The organism is Alcaligenes sp. Me129, from assembly GCF_050487245.1.
GTDB classification, from domain to species: domain Bacteria; phylum Pseudomonadota; class Gammaproteobacteria; order Burkholderiales; family Burkholderiaceae_B; genus Alcaligenes; species Alcaligenes phenolicus.
Window position 1 is genome coordinate 1 of the sequence record NZ_JBKQGX010000012.1, and the last position, 19678, is coordinate 19678.

Consider the following 19678-nt stretch of genomic DNA (forward strand, 5'->3'; position numbering starts at 1 on the left):
CGCCCCCAACAGCGCCCCGCTGTCGGTGGATGATATTCAACGGGTCGAGCGAGCACGCGATTTGCTCAGCTCGCAACTGGACCAGCAAATCACGGTGGAGTATCTGGCCACGACGGTAGGCATTAACGAGCACAAACTTAAAGAAGGTTTTCGCTATCTGTACGACAACACGCCTATCGGCCTGCTGCTTGAACTGCGTATGCGCAAAGCCTATACCTTGCTGGAGTCCGGCCAACAAGTGGCCCAGACCGCTTGGCAAGTCGGCTACAAATACCCCAATAATTTTTCCGTCGCCTTTACGCGCTACTTTGGCCGCTCGCCCAAATCCATTTTTGGCAACAAGCGCGCCTAAACCTTTGTATTTCCGCTGTTTTCGGCCTCTGCATTCATAGAGGCCCACCCTTCTTTCGGGCCGCCCCCTGCGGCCCTCTCCCTGAAAAGTTCCCCTTCTGCTTTGACAAATTCCTGCAATTGCAGCGGATTTCCGGTCCTGCATAGGAATTGCTCCGTCCTGCATATCAATCTAAGTGATAACTATTCTCATTAATGTGAATAATATCCCCGTGCCTTTCCTCACCTTTTGAGACAAGGGGTGAGCCTGGCCAGCAAACGGGAAGTATTTCCTCACGACAGATTGTTATTTTTCGCACGGAGCCCTGGTTCGTTTTATGTCCGCTACCCTTTCACCCTACACAAAAAAACACGCGCTCAAGCCGCTGGTGTATGCCTTGATTCTGGCCTCCTGGGCCGGGCAGACACAGGCCCAAAGCGTGGGCAGCGCCCCACCCTCCTTCCGTCAGGACGAGAGCCAGGAAGACACGGACAGAGCCACTCGTCTGGACACTATTACCGTCGTACGTGAAACCCGCGATGAGGCCGGCAAAACCGATGTATTCGAGAAAGACGTCTCCAATGTGTACGCCGGCAAGGAAGAAATCGAGCTGTACAAGGGCAGCTCCGTGGGGGATTTATTCAAGGGCCTGAACGGTGTGTATGCGGGGGACTCGCGCAATAGCGGCGCGCTGGACCCGAACATTCGCGGTATCCAGGGTGAAGGCCGAATTCCCCTGACGATTGACGGCACGGAACAGGCAACATCAGTCTGGCTGGGACCGGCCGGGGTGGCCAACCGCAACTATGTTGATCCCAATATGATCAGCAGCATTCTGGTGGAAAAAGGCGTGTCGGCAACGTCGGGAGCTAGCGGGATTGGCGGATCGGTGCAGATCCGCACGCTGCAGGTTGAAGATATTGTCAAACCGGGCGAGACCTTCGGGATTGAGCTGAAGGCGGAGACAGCGACAAACTCGACCAAGCCGAATGAGCGGGCTTTTGGGATTTTCGGAAAGGACTATCGCGATATTCCGGGAGCAACCTTTCATAAAGGTGGCACGAATGGTGTTGTTCTACCTGACAACATCTCGCCAGACCGTATGCCGAAAGTCGGAAATAGCGGCAAGAACTTCAATTTTGAAGACCACTCCTATCGCCTGGCCATCGCCACACAGCAAGAAAATTTTGATCTGCTAGCCGCATACAGCTACCGCAGTCGCGGCAACTATTACAGCGGTAAGAAAGGTAGTGACAAGTACGAGAACGACACCTGGCAAGAGGACGCAAATAGCGACTACAACCCGTCGTACTCCTTCCCCAGAGTGAGCTACATCGCCAAGTACTACCGTCCTGGTGAGGAAGTTCTGAACACATCCAGCGAACTGGAAACCACGCTGCTGAAAGGCACTTTGCGCCTACCTCACGATCAAGCCATTGATATGAGCTACATGCGCAGCAACCATACCTTTGGCGAAAACGTGCCATGGAACGTGGTCTGGGCAATCCATGCCCTGGATGGCTATGGTGAAAAAAATATCCTCCAAACCGAAAACCCATATAGCAAGGTCAAACAAGACACCTGGAACCTGAACTACTCCTGGAATCCCGAAGGCAGTCGTTTCATCAACTTGAAGGCCGGAGCCTGGATTACCCAAAGCGATAGTGAGCGTCATCAGAATGGCGACATCATTTATGGGATTCAAGGCCAGGGCTTGAACAACGGACGCGATGGTGACTGGGACAACTACACAAATTGCCATGTCCTGGGCACAAACGGCTCTGAATGCGCTTGGGTACCTCCTACCGCCCCAGAAAAGCTCCCCAATACAGATGGGCGCTTCAACATCGTCCCCAGAGCTTTGCAAATTACTGACCATAGGCGTAGCGGGCTGAACATCAGCAACGCCATGACATTGCACCCAACTCTGGACCTGGGCTTGTTCGCTGATTTCACCCGAGAAAAACTCAAGCAGCATGATGCTTCGGAGAAGCTCGAGAACCTGAATGAATTGACCTGGGGCGTGAACCACATGGGGCCTCGTTCAGGCACCCGCCAGCAATGGAATTTTGGTTTTAACTTCGACTGGCGGCCTGTGGACTGGCTGCAAGTGAATGCTGGCGCACGCTATAGCGACTACTGGTCGTACGACGACAAGCTGGCCGAGATGCGTAGTCAGCAGCATAAGGACTGGGCTATTCAGCCTGCCCTGAAAGGCTATAACTACCAGGTTCAGCGCTTAATGAGCAATCAAGAAGTTGCTGATTACGAAGGCCAAATCATTGAAAAAACATTGCCCATTTACAAGCAATATGAAGAAAACTGGCAGTTCATTTCTGACTTAGATCCAAGTCTACTAGAGGCCGTCTTCGGGCATACAAGCAAAAAAACATTTGAAGAAATATTAGGTAATACATTCCATGAAGGAAAAATCAACGGCTATCGCTATATCGAAGAAACGGTTTTTGTTCCCTCTGGAGAAAGTCACAAAGGTTTTACTGCCAATAACCCCTTTACCAATGGAGAAATTGACTCAACAGAGCAAGTCACCGATGCGCAGGGACAAAAGGGCACAGTAGACAAATACATTGCCTCGATAAGCAATCGCAAACCTGTTTACCAAGACGAATCTGAAATATCCAATAAATGGGAAGAACCTAAAAAACAAAAAGACCATGCATGGGTTCCCCACATTGGGCTGACAGCCTTCATTACAGACGATATTCGTCTTTATGCCCGATACAACGAATTTGTACGTTTTCCAAGCCTGTTCGAGTCCTCCATGGCCTTGGCTGGCGGCAGCAAGCGCTCGACCGGAACCGCTAATCGTCCTGAGCATGCCTACAACTGGGAAATCGGCTATGTCCACAATCTAAGCAGCTACTTTCCAAGTCTGGAATATGCAGACATCAAAATCAATTACTTCAACAACCGGATCAAAGACTATATAGACCGAGACTGGGACTTCAATACCGTGCAGTTTGACGAGAAAAAGATGTCCGGTATTGAACTGCAAGCTCGCGTGGATAGCGGTAAATACTTTGCCAACTTTGGCGGCACATACCGCTTGAAGCAGCAGCTATGCGACGCCGATTACGCCCAGACGTTTATGCCCATCCCTGGAGCCGCAGGAAGCGACCGCATACCTGCCTGCGTTGATGGCGGCTTCCCTCGCACCTTTGCCAGAACCAGCCTGCAACCGCAGTACTCCCTGAATCTGGATGTCGGTGCACGCCTGCTGGAAAAGAAACTACTGCTCGGAGCACGTGCGGTGTATCACAGCGCTGCGAAAAACAAAGATGAAGGGCATTTTGGTGGCCTTGGCTGGGCATTTAACAGAACGAACTACTGGAACCCCATTTTGGTCTTCGATGCCTACGCCAGCTATCAGGTACAGAAAAACCTGAATGTGGACGTGGCGATCAGCAATCTAACTAATCAGTACTACCTGGACCCTATGGCCCGCACCTCCATGCCGGCCCCCGGACGAACGGTACGCGTCGGTATGACAGCACGTTTTTAAGTTAATCGGTTTTTTTGGTCGTTTTCGTAAAAACGCCCTTTTTCTTCACTTAATGGAGTTCGTAATGAAAGCAAGTCTGAATGTACAAAAACTGGCTATTGTTTCGGCTTTCCTGCTGGCCTCCGCCAGCAGCTTCGCTGCCCCCGTCGCGGGTGGCTCCTCGAAAGCATTTGTAGTGGCGGATAAGCCGTCCACGATGATGGCTCAGGGCGAAGCTGGTATCTCCATGCCAGGTACTGACCCTTATGACGCCACCAAACAATCAGGAGTGGTGAGCTTCAAAAGCGGTCCTCTTTGGCAAACCAATCAAGTGCTGGGTGGTTCTGATGGCAATGGATATATTCAAATGCCGTTAGGAACAAACATTGCTGAAACATGGCGCCATACCATCACCAGCGGTGTAGGAGCAGGCACTCAAATTTACGCCTATCGCCAACTGAACAATCCTCTGCCAGGCTACCCCCACTTCGGTGGCGAAGTAGTTGCCAAGGTTTCCGGCCAGGAAGTGTATTTTGGTGAGTGGGCTCCCCGCATAGCCGGCACACCCCCAGCAAGCAGCACGGATCTGAACCTGAGCCATGCTGACCGCACGGTGTTCTACACCGGCGAAAACCCAACCACAGCCATGCCTAACCTGGTCAATGCCAAGTACGACGTTGTAGGTGTCAACCAATACAACCCCGGCACCCAGGCTGGTATCTCCAAAGGTACCCTGACCGCTAACTACGCTGGCGGCTCAGGTACGTTGACAGGCTTGGTCGGCACCGTACTCTTCAATGGCACAACCATTAGCTCCAACGGTACCTTCGCCCAAGATCTTGCCGATTCTTCCAAAATCCGCGGTCAGTTCTACGGCGCTGCCGCTGATGCGCTGGCTGGTATTTACTACAACACCCCTGGTGGCACTAAAGACATGGCCTTCGGCGGTGCCAAGCAGTAATCCGCCTCTGACAACACGCTAGTGTTGCCATAAGAAAAGGGGGATCGACAAGCTCGATCCCCTTTCTCTCCGGACCCTGCGTCCATCTCCCCTTTTTCTTGCAAGGTTTTCATTCATGCATGGGCGAGCCCTTCCCCTTTTGTGCCTGCTGCTGGCCATGGCATCCAGCGCGGTGCAAGCCAACGACGACGATACGCGCCGACTTCTGAATCAAATCGACCGCAATCTGAACGAACGCGAACGCTCCCATTTAGTGGAAGAAACCCCGCCCGATGTGGACCCGTCGGCCCTGATCACCATCAACGGCACAACCTATAGCGTCGATGCCACGCTGACCGATCTGGAACCGGCCATTTATGTCGCCATCAATCTGCAGCAGTGGGCCAAGGTGGATCAGTTTGTAGAAAAATATCAGGAGCTGCCCGGCCACAACCCTGCCCTGGTGCTGATGGCTCAAGGGATGGTGGCCCGTAGCAAAGACAATCACAGCCTGGCGATCAGCAAGCTGCGCCAAGCTCAGGAAAGCGATCCCACTATGATGCGCGCCAAGCTGGAACTGGCCCGCCTGTTGTTCGAGGACTATCAATCCAGCGAAGCCAAGGAGCTGTTCAGCCAGATTTCCTCTGCCGGTATTCCTGATGAAGTACGGCCCGTAATTGAAGGCTTCCAGGGTGCCTTGCAGGACCGCAATGCCTGGCACGGTTCCGCCTCGATTGGCTTGGGCTACAACAGCAATATCAACAAAGAAAACGGCCAGCAAGACACCTTCTTTACCTGCTATTTCTTTGGGTGCTTTCCGTCAGTGCGCAAGATGCCGGACCCGGTCAAATCCACCGCCATGGTCTACGACCTGACCTTGAACCGGCGTTTCCAGCTAAGCGGCAACCACAACCTACTACTGCGCGGCCTGAGCTACGGCAATCTGTACGACAAGCACAAGGAAGCCGAGCCCAAGAATATTTATTACAGCGACAACACCAGCATTATTTACGCGGGCTACAACTATCAGGACGCTAAAAACGATCTGTCGATTACGCCCTTGTTCGAGAACAATTACACCAACCGTCGCACCAGCTATCAGTCCTGGGGCGGGCGCGTGGACTGGAAGCACAATCTTAGCGACAGGCTGCAAGTAGGCGTGAATGCCCAGCACAAGAGCCTGTCCTACAAAGGCGATTTACGGCAGTACTTTGAAGGCGTCAAAGAGAACCAGATAGGCTTGTACGGCTCGTATCTGATTGATGCCAAAACCGTGGTCTACGGGGGCCTGAATTACACCCGTAATCTGCAGTCTCAGCAAACCGCGCAAAGCCGCAGCTATATGGCAAACCTGGGAATTTACAGGGCCTTTGATGCGGGTTTCAATATCAATGCCACGGCCCTGTACCGGCAGACCCGTCACGATGCCGAGGACTTGTTCCTGGGCGGGCTGCGCAAGGACCGTCAGCAGATTTATATCCTGAACGTAGGCATGCCGCGCTTTGCGTTCAAAGGCATTACGCCCAATTTGTATGTGAAACACACTTTCAACAACAGCAATATCGACTGGGCTTTCAAATACAAGCAAACCGAAGTCGCGCTGAAGCTGGAAAAGCGTTTTTAAGCAAGGACTTCTTCGACCTCGGCGGCTGATCGGGTGCCGTCCCTTTTTAGCATCAAGCGCCTGAAGCGACAGGTATCTTTTTTAGTGACAGGGAGCGTCGTGCCACTGTTGAAAGAAGCGTTTTCAATGAGGTATCGGGGTTCTGTGGCAGGTCTCAAGGCCCAGCGGCAGCGTGTAGATCAGCCCTTCCCGTGATGCTGCTCCAGGAGACAGGACGATAAGGTCTTATTCCCTGGATCAAACACTTAACAAGCATGAGACTATGATGAACTTGCGGGGCAGACCGCCCTGCATTTGCTTTGTCTGCTTGCGTTGCGCCCTATTGCGCCCCCAGCGCGGACAAAAAAAACCACAAAAATTGCCAAGTGAAAGCCCGGTTGACCATCAGTCGGGATATAGTCGAGCAATCGATTTTCCTTAGCAGACAGAATACTTATCCCTTGGAGTCTTTCCCCATGCTTGGCCAAGAAAAAGAAACTCGCTCTGATACCAGCCCTCAAGACAGCGCCTTTCTGGAAGAAAAAGCCTTCCGCGCCCGTACTGTGCTGGTCTTTGGCACCATCACGGATAAGCTCGCCTCGGAAACCGTGCGCAAGCTGCTGGCGCTGGATGCCGAATCCACCGCCCCCATCACCATGATCGTGTCCTCGCCGGGTGGTCACCTGGAATCGGGCGATGCCATCCATGATGTGGTGCGTTTTATTTCCTCGCCCGTCACCATGGTGGGTACCGGCTGGGTGGGCAGTGCTGCTACCCACCTGTTCCTGGGTGCCGCCCGCGAGCGTCGTGTGTGCCTGCCTCAAACCCGTTTTCTGATTCACCAACCCAGCGGTGGCGCCGGTGGTCAGGCCAGCGATATGGCCATTCAAGCCCAGGAAATCATGAAAGCGCGTGAACGTATCGCCCAGGTAATTGCCCGTGAAACCGGCCAGCCTATCGAGCGTGTGCGTGACGATATCGAGCGCGACAAATGGATGAGTGCCGAGGAAGCCATTGAATATGGCCTGATCTCACGCATTATCGAACGCCGTGACGAACTGCTGCCTGCCAGCAAGTAATGACCATTTGAGGGCCCCATCATGCTGACTATTCTTGGCAGAGAATCCTCCATCAATGTACGCAAAGTCATGTGGACCTGCGCGGAGCTGAATCTGGAATTTGAGCGGCAGGATTGGGGCATAGGCTTCAAGGACGTCAACACGGACGAATTCCGTGCGCTGAACCCCAACGCAAAAATCCCCGTCCTGCTGGATGGGGAACGTGTGCTGTGGGAATCCCATACCATTGTGCGTTATCTGGCCAACCGCCAGGCACCGACGGCCTTGTATCCGCAAGATGCCTGGCAAAGAGCCAAGGTGGATCAGTGGCTGGACTGGCAGGCCTCCGAGCTGAACCCGACCTGGACATATGCGTTCTGGAGTTTGGTGCGTCAATCGCCCAAGCATCAGGACGCCGCACAGGTTCAGGCATCCTTGGCTGCCTGGACCCAGGTAATGGGAATTTTGGAAAAACACTTGGCGCAGACCCAGGCCTATGCCGCCGGAACGGAATTCACCCTGGCCGATATCATTCTGGGCCTGTCCATTCACCGCTGGCTGAATACGCCGTTTGATCGCCCGGTACTCAAGGCAGTCGAAGACTACTACCACCGCCTGGCCGCGCGGCCTGCCTTTATAAAGCAATGTGCCGGTTTCCCCTAAGCGGTACTTTGCCTTAGCTGACCAAAGCCGCCCACTATGTTCGCGGCTTTTTTATGTGTCATTGACGCTCGGGGCCACTTGACGCCCGTTTAAAAACTAGAGATGTAGACATAGACGAAACCATACGAGTTGGCTGCGGTGCAGTCATTATGCAAAACGACAAAATCCTGCTGCTCAAGCGTGTGCGTGCACCAGAAGCTGAGCACTGGGGGATACCGGGCGGCAAAGTGGACTGGCTGGAAACCCTGGAGCAAGCCGTTACACGGGAGATTATGGAAGAAGTGGGTTTGCGTCTGGAGAGTCTGGAGCTACTGGTCAATGTGAACCAGATTGATGCCGACAAGGGCGAGCACTGGGTGGCGCCAGTTTATTTGGTCAAATCCTTCACCGGCCAGGCCGTGGTGCAGGAGCCTGAGAAGCACAGCGGCATGGACTGGTTTACATTGGATCAACTGCCAGAACCCTTGACGGTGGCGACCCAGGTGGCGGTGGCTGCAATCAAGAAACGTAGGGAGTGAAACTGCCAAGTCAGAAGCAGCACTAATACCAAGGTGGGCGGCAGGATCAGGAACAAAGACAAAGATAAACCAGCCAGATCAAGATCCACGTGTAGTTTGGTGCCAGATAACTGGCGAATGCCTCATCAGTCGGCCCCCACTTTTGTAATATACTTTTCCGCATGCGCGCCCTGGGTCCCCGTTTCGTTTCCCGCGAAATCCGAGTTTGGCAACTTCTGTTTTGCCTGGCTCTGCTGGCCTACGTCTGTCGCGCCATCGTCCCGGCAGGCTACATGCCTACCCGCTCAGGACAAGACAATGGCTTTGCCATTACCTTCTGTACGGCTGGCAATGCTGCCAATACGCTCTGGATTGATCTGGTCGGCCAGGATGGCCAGGCGGATTCCGATACGCATCACAATCAACAGGACTGCCCCTTTGGTATCGCGGCCTCCCCCGCCTTGTTGCCGACCCTGGATGCGCCTATTCTGATCAGCCTGATCAGGTACCGGCCGGTTTTGTTAGCCCAGAGCAACCAAACCCTGCCACCGCTGCCGGCACAAGGCCCTCCTTTAGGCTCACGCGCCCCGCCTTTATTCCTCGCTTGATGTGTTCCCGTCCTTTGACGGTTTCTCTTTTTTATCTAGCCGAGGTTTTCAATGTCGATTTCTTCTACGTCTTTCCGTGCCACTCTGGGCATGGCTGCCGTGCTGTTCGCCTCTTCCGCTGTGGCACACGTTTCCCTGCAAACCAAGCAAGCCCCGGTGGGCAGCAGCTACAAGGCGGTTCTGTCCGTACCGCATGGCTGCAAAGGCTCTGCCACCACCAAAATCCGTGTCCGTATTCCTGAAGGTGTGGTCGGTGTAAAGCCACAGCCCAAAGCAGGCTGGACCCTGGAAACAGTAAAAGGTGACTACAAGCAGGCCTACACGCGTTGGGGTGCCAAAGTCAGCTCCGGCGTTCAGGAAGTGGTCTGGACTGGCGGCCCCTTGCAGGACGAGCACTATGACGAGTTCGTGTTCATCAGCTATTTGGGCGATGAACTCAAGCCCAATAGCACGCTCTACTTCCCGGTTGTTCAGGAATGCGAACAAGGCGTGGAGCGCTGGATTGATCAAGCAGCTCCGGGCACCAAGGAAGCGGCTGACCATTCCGACGCCCCTGCTCCTGCGCTACAACTCTTGCCCAAGCCTTAAACACCCAGGCGGCTGGTGCCCTTGGGCATCAGCCTGAAGGAGATCTTATGCAAACGCAGACCCTGCGTAGGCAGGCAGCTTGCCACCCACTGCTCGTGCTACTGCTTGCCTTGCCGTTGCTGGCCTGGGCGCCGGTGCTGTATGCCCATGCATCCTTGGTCGCCAGCAAACCCGATAGCGGCACGGTGCTGGCCCAGGCTCCCAGTACAGCCAGCCTGAGCTTCAATGAGACCGTATCGCCCTTGCTGATGAAGTTGATTCGTCCCGATGGTTCCTCCAAGGAGCTGGAGGACGTTCTGACACAAGACCAGCGACTGGAACTGGCCTTGCCGCCCATGGAAACCGAAGGCACGTATGGGCTGAGCTGGCGGGTTATTTCTGCTGACGGTCATCCCGTAGGCGGAACGCTGACGTTTTCCATTGGGGCGCCCAGCTCAAATCTGGTGGACAGCACCCACAGCAATCCCCTCAGAAATGGACTGATCTGGCTTGCCCGACTTCTGGGCTATGTGGGCCTGTTTACGGGGATAGCTTGGGTGGTCTACCGCGCCCTGGCTCCAGCATCAAACAACACATCAGCGAGTCAAGCTCATATCGCGCCACGCATGCTGACTTTAGGGGCCGTCGCCTTATTGCTGAACCTGGGCTTGGTGGGTGTCGATGCCCTGGACTTGCCTCTGTCCGCCCTGTTCGGCACGGCCGCCTGGCAAACGGCTGCATCGACCTCCATGGGCCTGGCGGTGCTGCTGGGCTGGCTAGCTCTGGCCTGTGCCGCCTTATCCTGGAAAGCGACACACTCCGCTAGCCAGAAATGGCTGGCTGCTTTGGCGCTGATTCTTCTGGGAGCTTCCCTGGCGTCCAGCGGACATGCCAGCACAGCAGATCCCGCCTGGTTGTCCCGCCCCAGTGTCTGGCTGCATGTCGTGGCGCTGACACTGTGGATTGGTTCCTTCCTGCCTTTGGTTTATGCACTTCAGCATGCTCAAGAATCCCGCTTGCTGACGCTGTTCTCGCGCTGGATTCCCGCTGTCCTGCTGGTTCTGGTCCTGAGCGGAGCCGCGCTGATCTACGTGCAATTCGATCAACTCGCTTCGCTCTGGGAAAGCCGATATGGACAAGTGCTCAGTGCCAAGCTGATTCTGGTCCTGCTCTTGCTGGGTTTGGGAGCCTACAACCGCTATCGTCTGACTCAAGCCGTCTTGCAACAGCGTAGCGATGCCCGACAGGCTCTGCGACGTGTGGTTCGTCTGGAATATGTGTTGGCGGTGCTGATCCTGGCCGTGGCCGCATTATGGCGCTTCACCCCGCCCCCGCGCGCCCTGGCCCAACTAGTTCCACCCAGCGTTTCCAGCCATATTCATACCGAAGCCGGTATGGCAGATCTGTTGTACATCCCGGCCTCCACCCAGCACCCAGCCATTCTGACCGTCTCTTTATACGAGCCGGATTTCAGTCCCCTGAAGGCTCAAGAAGTGGAGGTGATTTTCAGCAACCCGCAAGCCGGGGTGGAGTCCATTACCTTTCCGGCGGAACTCACGCGACAAGATCAATGGGAAGTGAGTAATATCGAGCTGCCGCATCTGGCCAGCTGGAATATTCGTATTCAGGTGCTGATTTCAGACTTTGAACGCATACACCTGGATAGCACGCTGGATTTGCAAGCCAACTAAACCCGGCGTCCCGGAATCAGAACGGCTTCATAAAACGTTTGGTGGCCTCAATAAAGGCGCGAACATTGGTATGATGTTTGCGCCCGCCTTCAAACAGTAAAGACACCGGCAAGGCAGGCGCCTCATCATCGCGCAGCAAAGGCACCAGCCGCCCTGCCTCTATCTCGCCCGCTACCTGGTAAGACAAGGTGCGCAACACACCCAGACCATCCACCGCTGCGGCAATTGCCGCATCTACATGGCTGACAGACAGGCGCGGTACACCACCCACACGGCGCACTTCGTCCAGCCCCCAACCGCGATGCGGCCCGCCTTCATCCTCGACCCAAATCAAATCGTGATGCCGTAAATCTACCAATGAAGCCGGTCGGCCTTTACGCACCAGATACTCGGGACTGGCGCTGAAAACACGTCGAACTTCTCCGACCGGCACCACATGCAAGGAGCTGTCCGGCAAGTCGGCAATGCGGACCGCTATGTCAATCCCTTCCTCCACCAATCGCACCAAGCTGTCGCGCAGGATCAGGCGGATTTGCAATTGCGGATACAGGCGCAACAACTCCAAAACCACCGGCATCACATACATTTTTCCGAACATGACCGGGGCCGTTACCGTCAGGGTACCGCTGGGCTCAGAACGACTCCCCTGCACGCTTTCCACGGCCTGATCGATCTGGGCGATTCCCGCCCGACAACGCTCCAGAAACAGGCTGCCCTCTTCCGTCAGCCGCACGCTGCGCGTGGTGCGCATCAGCAATTGCACGCCCAAGCTGGCCTCCAGCGCCGCGATGGTGCGCGACACCGTAGTGGGCGACATATTCATGCGCCGCCCGGCTTCAGCAAAGCTGGCCTGCTCTGCCACACAGATAAAAGTACGTAGTGTTTTCAGCCTGTCCATGCGCCCCGCCTTTAAAGACTATCCTCAAGAATAGCAATAATGAAGTGCAATTCTAGGCGATTGTTTCGTACTGCCATAGAAAGCAGAATGAATACCTCTTGTTTATGACTGGTGAACTGCCATGAAGCTCTATCACTACGCCCTGTCCGGGCACGCCCATCGCGCCGCCCTGTTTCTGTCTTTAAGCGGCTTGCCCCATGAGTTGATCGAGGTCGACATGGCGGCCAAAGCGCACAAGCGAGCAGAATTTCTAGCCTTGAATGCTTTTGGGGAAATTCCCGTGCTGGATGACGATGGCCGGATCATTGCCGACTCGCTGGCAATTCTGGTCTATATCGCCCGCAAGATCGGACCCTCGCACTGGCTGCCCAGCGATCCCTATCAGGAAGCGCAAGTACAACGCTGGCTGTCTGTGGCCGCAGGCAAGATTGCCTACGGCGCTTGTGCAGCTCGATTGGTGACTGTGTTTGGCGCCAACTTCAACCCTGAAGAAGTGATTACTCGCGCCCATGCCACCTTGGCGACCCTGGAACACAGCCTGAAAGACCAGCGCTGGATTACCGGAACAGAAGAGCCCACGATTGCGGACATTGCCCTGTACAGCTATGTAGAACGCGCCCCCGAAGGCAATGTGGATTTGTCCAGCTACCCCTGCGTTCAAAGTTGGCTACGCCAGATCGAGGCCTTGCCCGGCTTTATTCCCTTTCAGAAAACCCGCGCCGGGCTACAAGCCTGACGGACGCCCTTGGAGCAGAAATACATCATGAACTTCAACAAACTGGAACTGGACCATATAGGCATACGGGTAACGGACCTGGACATTGCAGAGGCCTTTTACGCCAAGCTGGGTTTTCTGCGCGACCCCGACGAGTTTGCGCCTCAAGCCAAAGCTTGCGGCCTGGTTCATGCCAACGGAATGCGTATTCACTTGATCTATAACGGCTTGGCCGCAGAGGAAGGCAATGTATTGCTGGATGCACCTGTGAAGCGGCCCGGCTACACCCATGCCGCCTTCATTATCGACAGCATGGACGAGTTGCTGAGTTGGCTGGCGCGGGAGAATATTCGCGTCAGTGAAGGCCCGGTAATGATGGGGCATGGCCGTCGCATGGTCTGCTTTATCCGCGACCCGGATTTGAATGTGCTGGAATTTAACGAGATTCTGGCGGCCTAGCTTGGTCCACAACGTAGATCCATTCCAGCCCCGGCAAATATCCAAAACTTGCTGGGGCTTTACCCCAGCTTTTTCTGACAAACCTATCGCAGACTAGCGCATCAAGGCTTCGATCGTCGCAACAGCCACCGCCACCCCATCTTCCTGCTCCATATCCCGCGCGATCTGTTGAGCGCGTGCTCGCACCGAGTCTTGCTGAGCAAAGGCCAAAGCCGCTTGCAGTTGAGCGCTATTGACCCGTTTGCCCGATAAAGGCTCCGGCGCGACACCCCAGATCGCCAGCCTGTGCGCCCAAAAAAACTGATCACCGGCAAAGGGCAAAACAATGGACGGCACACCCGCTCTGGCTGCTGAATGCGTGGTTCCCGAGCCGCCATGGTGGATAACAAGGGACATGCGGGGGAATAAATGCTGATGCGGCACCTCGCCCACCTTGAAGAAATTGTCTGGCAAGACCGCCTCTTGCATACCACTCCAACCGGGGCTGAACACCACGCGGCGACCTTGCATGGCTTCAATCATCATCTGGATAAAGTGCACGCGATCAAACCCGGCCATGCTGCCAAAACCTATATAAATCGGTGCCTCCCCCGCTGCCATAAAAGCTTCCAGCTCCGCATCCATCGTCCAATCCCCAGACGGCATGATCCACTGACCACACAAGCGCGCATTGTCTGGCCAGTCCCTGGGCGGAGCCAGCAAGCTGGGAGAGACACCGTACAACATGGGATGGTCGGACCAGACCTTGTTCTGGGCGGGCAGCCCACAGATTTGTTGCCGTGCCTGATTGGTAACTCGCTTGAACGCCCGCCACAGTAGTGCATTTACCCACTCATGGCTGCGTTTGTTCAAAAAGCGCGGCACCTTGGTCGGTGGCAAGAAGGGAGAGGAAAAGGCAGCGGTGGGAGTGATGGGTATCAGCCCGGTACCAATGGCCTTAATGCCGCGACGCTCTGCCACGGACAGCCCCACAAAAGCGGCCAGACCCGAAACGATAATCGCGTCACAACCCTCGCTGGCATCCAGCACGGTTTGCATCCAAGCGGGTGTGTTGACATTGGCAATCGCCGACAGCGCCTTGGCCGTTTGTTGAAAACCGCCCTTTTCCTGCACCGCACTGGACAGAATCTGCCCAGGCATCAGGGCCTGCCGTATATCACCCGCCAGAGGCAGGCAAGGCACACCCAAGGTTCGGGCAGAGCTTAAAGTACCACCGTCCGCCAGCAGGCAGACTTCGTGCCCCGATGCCATCAAACCCGCCGCCAAGGTGGCAAGCGGACGTACATCCCCCTCGGTACCATAAGTCACAAGCGCAAATTTCATGATCTGGCCTTGATAGCGATAACAGCTAGCGATAACAGCAATGGCATCATAACATTGCACGTCGTATACTTATGCAATTCGTATACTTTTAAAACTACCATGACTACAGACCATGATCCGGGTCGCCGGGAACGCAAACGCCTGCTCATGCTGGAACAGATACGCCAGACAGCGGCCACTCTGTTTGAGCAGCACGGCTACGAGGCTGTGACCATGGAGCAGATTGCAGACCGGGCCGATATCGCCAAGCGCACCTTGTACACGCACTTCCCCAGCAAAGAGGCGGTGCTGGCGTTTCATGTGGATGCGCAGCTAAAGCAGGATCTGGCCTATCTGCAACATGAGGTGGCTCAGTGCCCTACGTTTCAGACGCAGGCTTTGTGCATTCTGCGTGCCTCGGCAGACTGGTGCACCGAACACCCAGAGTTCTTGAGAGCCTATCTGCGCCATCAATTGCTGAATACAGGCACAGCCAGCAAGGACAGTGACATCACTCAAACCTGGCAGGCATTGATTGCCTTAGCCCAAGACTCGGGGGAGTTGAATCCGTCACTAAGCCCCGAGCAACTGGCCCACTGGTTTCATCACCTGTACTTCGGAGCCATGCTGCGCTGGCTGAATCAGCCCGAGCTGTCCTTGCATCAGGAATTCGAGGACATGACCCAGTTGTTCTTGCAGGGTGCGGCAGTAAAAGGCACGGCATAAAAAAGGCAGGAAGGGCCCCTGCTTTTTCGTGACTGACCTGACGAATCAGAATCAAGTCGCGTCATCGTAAATAGCGCGGCAAATCAGAATCAAGCCGCACTATCATGGCTAAGCAGGCAAATCTGAATCAAGCCATACCATCGTGACTATCCAGGCGAATCAGGTTCAAGCCGTACCATTCAGCGCCATCAACAAGCGATCCAAAGCCTGCTCATAAACACGCTGCGCCGCTTCATCGTTCGTAATAGAAGCAGGCAGACCGCTACCATGGGCATGGTCGATCAAGATGCCCAGCCATAGTTCCGGCTCCTCGGTGCAGTCCGCCAGCAAGCTACGCAAGCGCTGGGTAATCTCCTGCGTCACCCCGGCAAAGGCAGCTGGATCGCTGAAGATGGCCACGGTCAAATGCGGATGACGGCTAACCGCCTGGTGATAGCGCAGCAAAATCCGGCGCAGTTCCGAGCCTTCCTGCTCATCCAGACCTTGCAGCACCTGGGCATACACCCGGTCGGACAAGACGCGCAACAAGCCTGCCCGATCCGGCACGTGGTTGTACAGACTCATGGGGGTCACGCCCAGACGGGCGGCCAAAGCACGCATACTCAAACCTTGCTCGCCGCCCTCGTCCAGAAGCGCCAGCCCAGCGTTCAGAATATCGTCCAATGTCAGGCCGGCACCTCCAGCCGGACGTCCTCGCCCCCGGCTCATGACTTGAACTGATAACGAGACTGTACCAAGCCGGAAGGAAAGCTCTGGCTGGAGAGCAAACGCCAATCCATATCCTGATTCACATCGCCAAACAGTCGGCGGCCTTCACCAATAAGAACCGGCATGGTGGAAAGAATCATCTCGTGCACCAGACCAGCCCGCAAGAAGGACTGGATAAGCTGGCCGCCGTCTACATAAATACGTTGCAGATTTTCTGCTGCCAATTGCTCCATCAGTTGCTCGGGAGTCTGGCGGGAGAAACGGACTTTGCCTTGCAGATGCTCAGGAACCGACGTGTCGGCCAGTTGTCTGGACAAGACCACCACAGGCAGCTGGTAAGGCCAGACGTCAAAAGTCAGGACTTTCTCGTACGTCCCACGTCCCATGACCACCGCATCCTTGTCCGCAATAAAAGCCATATAGCCGTGATCTTCCGCAGGATCGCTGCGCTCCAGTAACCAGGCAATGTCGCCGTCCGGTTTGGCGATGAATCCGTCCAGGCTGGTTCCGATGAAAACGTGTGCAGTGCTCATGATCTACCCTTTATATATACGGTGTATATTTTATAGATAAATCTGCAACTGGAAATAAAAATCTGCGCTCAGGTCTCTCCCGCTCCAGCGCTGTCTGCCTTAGCGCACAAAAAAACAGGCCGCATCACACGGCCTGTGGTCCCTCTGTTGATCGGATACCCTCTTTCTGGCAGCCATGCCGCCCGCAATTTAACGGGCCAGTAACCGACTGGCCTCAAGCCTGGCTTCGCCTTCATCAACGACAAAGCTGAATTGCAGGCCCAGCACCCGGCCCAAGGTCTGCTGTGCCAGGCGTGCTGCAGCAGGAATGGCCCGCCCCTTGTTGATCACTACCATGCCAGCGCACAAATCCTTCAAGCGCTGTTTGTTCTGCTTGAAGAACAAGGCGCGTTGCTTGCGATCCTCGTGGCTTTCCTCATGGGCATGGTCCCCACCGCCCAACCTGTCAGTCAGCAAGACAAAACGTTGGCCCCGATTCAACAAGGCCTCCAATTGATCCTGCGCCTGTTGCGGCGTTTGCTGCGAGCTGTGTTCTCTTAGAAACACCAATGGAAACTGCGTGTCATCAACTTGCATAAGCGGCTCCTTGCCATCAATAAAGACAGCCAACATCGAAGCGGCGCACGCCCAGATGCGGAGGGCTTCCGAAAGCATGCATCAAGCCGCTAGGTAAATACAGCCAAGCGGTATCGCGCAACAAATACGGTCGAACCGTTGCGCCTTCACCTCTCATCACAGTCTGGACTCCACAAAATCGCGCAGTTGGGGATCTCGAATCTCCAAGGCATCAAACAAGCCTAGTGCTTTCAGAGCCGGCAAGGCCGCCACAATATCGTTCAAGGCGCACTGGCGTTGAGCGTCGCTGACATCAGGCTGGCGCAAGGCGGCAGCATTAGCCAGAAACGCGCCTACCGTGCCTTTACGAATGGTGGTGCCATCAATCTGAACTTCACTGGCGTGATCGGGAAGAATGTCATGGGCTTGCATGTGTCACTCCTTTATTCATCAAGGTTTTCAGTGTAAGCAGAAAGGTTTTGGCAGCTGTACACTATATCGGTCAATAGATAACAAAATTACGCCATGCCTGAACGCAAGATTGGTTTGCATGATTTTCTGAACTTTCCCGAGCACCCCGTCCTGTTCGCCGTCACCGGCAACCATGACTCGGAGCTGTCCTCGCGCCCCCATCAACACGCTCGCGGGCAGTTGTTCGGCTCCCTGCGCGGCCTGCTTTCCGTTGGAGTGGAGGACGCCGTTTGGGTAGTACCTGCCATCCATGCCGTCTGGCTGCCGCCGCACGTCCTGCACTCGGGCCAATCGCATGGCCCTTTTCATGGCTGGAGCGTCTATATAGACGAAGCGGCCTGCGCCGATCTGCCTTCCCAGGCCTGCACCTTGCGCACCTCCGGCCTGCTGCGTGAAGCCGTGCTGCGCGCCTGCTCCTGGGATTTGATTCCCGCCGCGCCCTTGCCCCAAGCCCAGGCTCATATTGCCTCCGTCATTCTGGACGAAATCCGCAGTCTGCCCATCGAACCTTTTGGGCTCCCGCTCCCCCAGGACCCGCGTTTGCAACGCATTGCCCGCGCCCTGATTGCCGACCCCAGCAACAATCAGGGCATGGAACATTGGGCCGACTGGGCGGCGGTCAGCCTGCGCACTTTAAGCCGCCGTTTCGTGACAGAAACCGGCTTTAACTTCACCGCCTGGCGTCAACGCGCCCGCCTGATGCGCTCCCTGGAGATGCTGGCAGCCGGTGTGCCGGTCGCTACCATTGCCTACGATCTGGGTTATTCCAGCCCCAGCGCCTTTATCAGCCTGTTTCGGCGCAGCTTTGGTCACACCCCGGCGAACTACCGCAATCAACTGTAAGCCCCTCAAACCGCTTTACGACTCATCAGGAATGCCATAAAGTGATTGAGTAATAATCCACGCATCACTTTCAGACATGGGATGACCGAGATGGAAATGCGCCAATTACAGATTTTTTGTGCGGTTGCAGAGCATGGCAGCTTTACTGCCGCTGCCCAGAAGGTGCACACCGTGCAATCGAACGTCACCATGCGCATCAAAGAACTGGAGGCCGAACTGGAACAGCCATTGTTCATACGCCAGAAAAGTGGTGTGGTGCTGACTCCGGCTGGCCATACCTTTCTGGCCTACGCCCGCCGTATCTTGCAACTGACCGAAGAAAGCCGTGCCGCCCTGCAAGACACCGGCACTCCCAGCGGTCTGCTGCGTCTGGGCTCCATGGAGACCACGGCCGCCATCCGTCTGCCCCAGGTTTTGACCCAATACCGCGAACGCTATCCCCAGGTTCAGTTGTCCTTGCAAACCGGCACCACGGCCGAGCTGATCAAGGCCATTGAGACCCACCAGCTCGATGGTGCGTTTGTCGGTGGCTTTCATCAAAACGCCGCCCTAACTCAAGAAGAAGTGTTTGAAGAAGAACTGGTACTGGTCAGCAGCAAGGCGGTGGAATCCCTGCCTGCCTTGATTGAAAAAATTCCCCAACAAACCGTACTGGTCTTTAGAACCGGCTGCTTTTACCGCTCTACGCTGGAACACTGGTTTTATCAGGCTGGGCTGGTGCCCAACCAGATCATGGAAATGGGCACACTGGACGGCATTCTGTCCTGCGTAGCCTCGGGCATGGGCATTACCTTGCTGCCCAAAGCCATCGCCCAGAACAGCAGCTTGCGCCTGCCCGTGCAATGCCACGAACTGCCGCCTGACCTTGCGCGAGTAAAAACCGTGTTTATCCGTCGTGCTGATGCCAATCCTGGCTCGGCCCTGCGCAGCTTTGTGGCCCTGGCCCAAGCGCAGTTCGCCCAATTACCCAAACTGGATCAAGGCGAAGCCGCACTGTTGAGTTGACCG

General features: G+C 55.4%; 21 protein-coding genes. 15 read left to right on the top strand and 6 right to left on the bottom strand.

The window, feature by feature from the left end; genetic code table 11:
• From ACLPGZ_RS13110 to ACLPGZ_RS13155, 10 genes are all read left to right on the top strand, one after another.
• Positions 1–352 (top strand): helix-turn-helix domain-containing protein (locus ACLPGZ_RS13110; RefSeq protein ID WP_429641461.1); only part of this gene is annotated, 352 nt, incomplete at its 5' end.
• 316 nt (positions 353–668) lie between these two features.
• On the top strand, positions 669–3854 hold the full coding sequence (locus ACLPGZ_RS13115; RefSeq protein WP_239055527.1) for a TonB-dependent receptor domain-containing protein: 3186 nt from the start codon (positions 669–671) through the stop codon (positions 3852–3854).
• 64 nt (positions 3855–3918) lie between these two features.
• On the top strand, positions 3919–4794 hold the full coding sequence (locus ACLPGZ_RS13120) for a Slam-dependent surface lipoprotein (protein ID WP_115635211.1): 876 nt from the start codon (positions 3919–3921) through the stop codon (positions 4792–4794).
• A 115-nt stretch (positions 4795–4909) separates the two neighbouring features.
• The gene (locus tag ACLPGZ_RS13125) at positions 4910–6397 is read left to right on the top strand and encodes a surface lipoprotein assembly modifier (RefSeq protein ID WP_035267977.1); all 1488 of its coding nucleotides are present in this window, start codon (positions 4910–4912) and stop codon (positions 6395–6397) included.
• A 455-nt stretch (positions 6398–6852) separates the two neighbouring features.
• The gene (locus ACLPGZ_RS13130; protein WP_009454612.1) at positions 6853–7455 is read left to right on the top strand and encodes an ATP-dependent Clp protease proteolytic subunit; all 603 of its coding nucleotides are present in this window, start codon (positions 6853–6855) and stop codon (positions 7453–7455) included.
• Positions 7456–7476: 21 nt separating this feature from the next.
• Entirely contained in the window at positions 7477–8097 is a 621-nt protein-coding gene (locus ACLPGZ_RS13135) for a glutathione S-transferase family protein (protein ID WP_035267982.1), read from the top strand.
• Positions 8098–8207: 110 nt separating this feature from the next.
• Positions 8208–8615: an NUDIX hydrolase gene (locus ACLPGZ_RS13140; protein WP_009454615.1), complete on the top strand. Its 408-nt coding sequence runs from the start codon at positions 8208–8210 to the stop codon at positions 8613–8615.
• A gap of 161 nt (positions 8616–8776) precedes the next feature.
• Positions 8777–9202, top strand: coding sequence for a DUF2946 family protein (locus ACLPGZ_RS13145; protein ID WP_343212388.1), 426 nt, complete (start codon positions 8777–8779; stop codon positions 9200–9202).
• A gap of 51 nt (positions 9203–9253) precedes the next feature.
• Positions 9254–9790, top strand: coding sequence for a YcnI family copper-binding membrane protein (locus ACLPGZ_RS13150; protein ID WP_239055525.1), 537 nt, complete (start codon positions 9254–9256; stop codon positions 9788–9790).
• 47 nt (positions 9791–9837) lie between these two features.
• On the top strand, positions 9838–11460 hold the full coding sequence (locus ACLPGZ_RS13155) for a copper resistance CopC/CopD family protein (RefSeq protein ID WP_239055524.1): 1623 nt from the start codon (positions 9838–9840) through the stop codon (positions 11458–11460).
• A gap of 16 nt (positions 11461–11476) precedes the next feature.
• On the opposite strand, the gene ACLPGZ_RS13160 is transcribed toward ACLPGZ_RS13155, so the two are convergent.
• Positions 11477–12358 carry a LysR family transcriptional regulator gene (locus ACLPGZ_RS13160; protein WP_239055523.1) on the bottom strand — a complete coding sequence of 294 codons (882 nt, stop codon included), beginning with the start codon at positions 12356–12358 and terminating at the stop codon, positions 11477–11479.
• Between the two features lie 121 nt (positions 12359–12479).
• Here ACLPGZ_RS13160 and ACLPGZ_RS13165 point away from each other — a divergent pair, with 121 nt between their 5' ends.
• Positions 12480–13094: a glutathione S-transferase family protein gene (locus tag ACLPGZ_RS13165; protein WP_060185913.1), complete on the top strand. Its 615-nt coding sequence runs from the start codon at positions 12480–12482 to the stop codon at positions 13092–13094.
• 27 nt (positions 13095–13121) lie between these two features.
• Positions 13122–13532 carry a VOC family protein gene (locus tag ACLPGZ_RS13170; protein WP_060185914.1) on the top strand — a complete coding sequence of 137 codons (411 nt, stop codon included), beginning with the start codon at positions 13122–13124 and terminating at the stop codon, positions 13530–13532.
• A 93-nt stretch (positions 13533–13625) separates the two neighbouring features.
• On the opposite strand, the gene ACLPGZ_RS13175 is transcribed toward ACLPGZ_RS13170, so the two are convergent.
• On the bottom strand, positions 13626–14855 hold the full coding sequence (locus ACLPGZ_RS13175; RefSeq protein ID WP_429641465.1) for a glycosyltransferase: 1230 nt from the start codon (positions 14853–14855) through the stop codon (positions 13626–13628).
• Positions 14856–14954: 99 nt separating this feature from the next.
• On the opposite strand from ACLPGZ_RS13175, the gene ACLPGZ_RS13180 reads away from it, so the two are divergent.
• Positions 14955–15560 carry a TetR/AcrR family transcriptional regulator gene (locus tag ACLPGZ_RS13180; RefSeq protein WP_239055521.1) on the top strand — a complete coding sequence of 202 codons (606 nt, stop codon included), beginning with the start codon at positions 14955–14957 and terminating at the stop codon, positions 15558–15560.
• Positions 15561–15725: 165 nt separating this feature from the next.
• On the opposite strand, the gene ACLPGZ_RS13185 is transcribed toward ACLPGZ_RS13180, so the two are convergent.
• The 4 genes from ACLPGZ_RS13185 to ACLPGZ_RS13200 form a co-directional block, all read right to left on the bottom strand.
• Positions 15726–16268, bottom strand: coding sequence for a TetR/AcrR family transcriptional regulator (locus tag ACLPGZ_RS13185; protein WP_083053697.1), 543 nt, complete (start codon positions 16266–16268; stop codon positions 15726–15728).
• On the bottom strand, positions 16265–16801 hold the full coding sequence (locus ACLPGZ_RS13190) for a dihydrofolate reductase family protein (protein ID WP_035267990.1): 537 nt from the start codon (positions 16799–16801) through the stop codon (positions 16265–16267). The genes ACLPGZ_RS13185 and ACLPGZ_RS13190 overlap by 4 nt, the downstream gene beginning before the upstream one ends.
• A 189-nt stretch (positions 16802–16990) precedes the next feature.
• Positions 16991–17377, bottom strand: a complete 387-nt coding sequence (locus ACLPGZ_RS13195) for a hypothetical protein (RefSeq protein ID WP_060185918.1) — start codon at positions 17375–17377, stop codon at positions 16991–16993.
• Between the two features lie 156 nt (positions 17378–17533).
• The gene (locus ACLPGZ_RS13200) at positions 17534–17788 is read right to left on the bottom strand and encodes a hypothetical protein (protein WP_239055520.1); all 255 of its coding nucleotides are present in this window, start codon (positions 17786–17788) and stop codon (positions 17534–17536) included.
• A 93-nt stretch (positions 17789–17881) separates the two neighbouring features.
• Here ACLPGZ_RS13200 and ACLPGZ_RS13205 point away from each other — a divergent pair, with 93 nt between their 5' ends.
• Both ACLPGZ_RS13205 and ACLPGZ_RS13210 read left to right on the top strand, forming a co-directional pair.
• A complete protein-coding gene (locus ACLPGZ_RS13205; protein ID WP_137430942.1) occupies positions 17882–18670 on the top strand; it encodes an AraC family transcriptional regulator in 789 nt (262 codons plus the stop codon).
• Positions 18671–18751: 81 nt separating this feature from the next.
• Entirely contained in the window at positions 18752–19675 is a 924-nt protein-coding gene (locus ACLPGZ_RS13210) for a LysR family transcriptional regulator (RefSeq protein WP_429641468.1), read from the top strand.
• The last annotated feature ends 3 nt before the right edge of the window (positions 19676–19678 follow it).

Coding starts and splice junctions, on each gene's coding strand:
- ACLPGZ_RS13135 (WP_035267982.1), top strand. CDS start 7,477: ATGCTGACTATTCTTGGCAGAGAATCCTCCATCAATGTACGCAAAGTC.
- ACLPGZ_RS13210 (WP_429641468.1), top strand. CDS start 18,752: ATGACCGAGATGGAAATGCGCCAATTACAGATTTTTTGTGCGGTTGCA.
- ACLPGZ_RS13125 (WP_035267977.1), top strand. CDS start 4,910: ATGCATGGGCGAGCCCTTCCCCTTTTGTGCCTGCTGCTGGCCATGGCA.
- ACLPGZ_RS13130 (WP_009454612.1), top strand. CDS start 6,853: ATGCTTGGCCAAGAAAAAGAAACTCGCTCTGATACCAGCCCTCAAGAC.
- ACLPGZ_RS13195 (WP_060185918.1), bottom strand. CDS start 17,377: ATGCAAGTTGATGACACGCAGTTTCCATTGGTGTTTCTAAGAGAACAC.
- ACLPGZ_RS13120 (WP_115635211.1), top strand. CDS start 3,919: ATGAAAGCAAGTCTGAATGTACAAAAACTGGCTATTGTTTCGGCTTTC.
- ACLPGZ_RS13150 (WP_239055525.1), top strand. CDS start 9,254: ATGTCGATTTCTTCTACGTCTTTCCGTGCCACTCTGGGCATGGCTGCC.
- ACLPGZ_RS13170 (WP_060185914.1), top strand. CDS start 13,122: ATGAACTTCAACAAACTGGAACTGGACCATATAGGCATACGGGTAACG.
- ACLPGZ_RS13115 (WP_239055527.1), top strand. CDS start 669: ATGTCCGCTACCCTTTCACCCTACACAAAAAAACACGCGCTCAAGCCG.
- ACLPGZ_RS13155 (WP_239055524.1), top strand. CDS start 9,838: ATGCAAACGCAGACCCTGCGTAGGCAGGCAGCTTGCCACCCACTGCTC.
- ACLPGZ_RS13190 (WP_035267990.1), bottom strand. CDS start 16,801: ATGAGCACTGCACACGTTTTCATCGGAACCAGCCTGGACGGATTCATC.
- ACLPGZ_RS13165 (WP_060185913.1), top strand. CDS start 12,480: ATGAAGCTCTATCACTACGCCCTGTCCGGGCACGCCCATCGCGCCGCC.
- ACLPGZ_RS13185 (WP_083053697.1), bottom strand. CDS start 16,268: ATGAGCCGGGGGCGAGGACGTCCGGCTGGAGGTGCCGGCCTGACATTG.
- ACLPGZ_RS13205 (WP_137430942.1), top strand. CDS start 17,882: ATGCCTGAACGCAAGATTGGTTTGCATGATTTTCTGAACTTTCCCGAG.
- ACLPGZ_RS13200 (WP_239055520.1), bottom strand. CDS start 17,788: ATGCAAGCCCATGACATTCTTCCCGATCACGCCAGTGAAGTTCAGATT.
- ACLPGZ_RS13180 (WP_239055521.1), top strand. CDS start 14,955: ATGACTACAGACCATGATCCGGGTCGCCGGGAACGCAAACGCCTGCTC.
- ACLPGZ_RS13175 (WP_429641465.1), bottom strand. CDS start 14,855: ATGAAATTTGCGCTTGTGACTTATGGTACCGAGGGGGATGTACGTCCG.
- ACLPGZ_RS13160 (WP_239055523.1), bottom strand. CDS start 12,358: ATGGACAGGCTGAAAACACTACGTACTTTTATCTGTGTGGCAGAGCAG.
- ACLPGZ_RS13145 (WP_343212388.1), top strand. CDS start 8,777: ATGCGCGCCCTGGGTCCCCGTTTCGTTTCCCGCGAAATCCGAGTTTGG.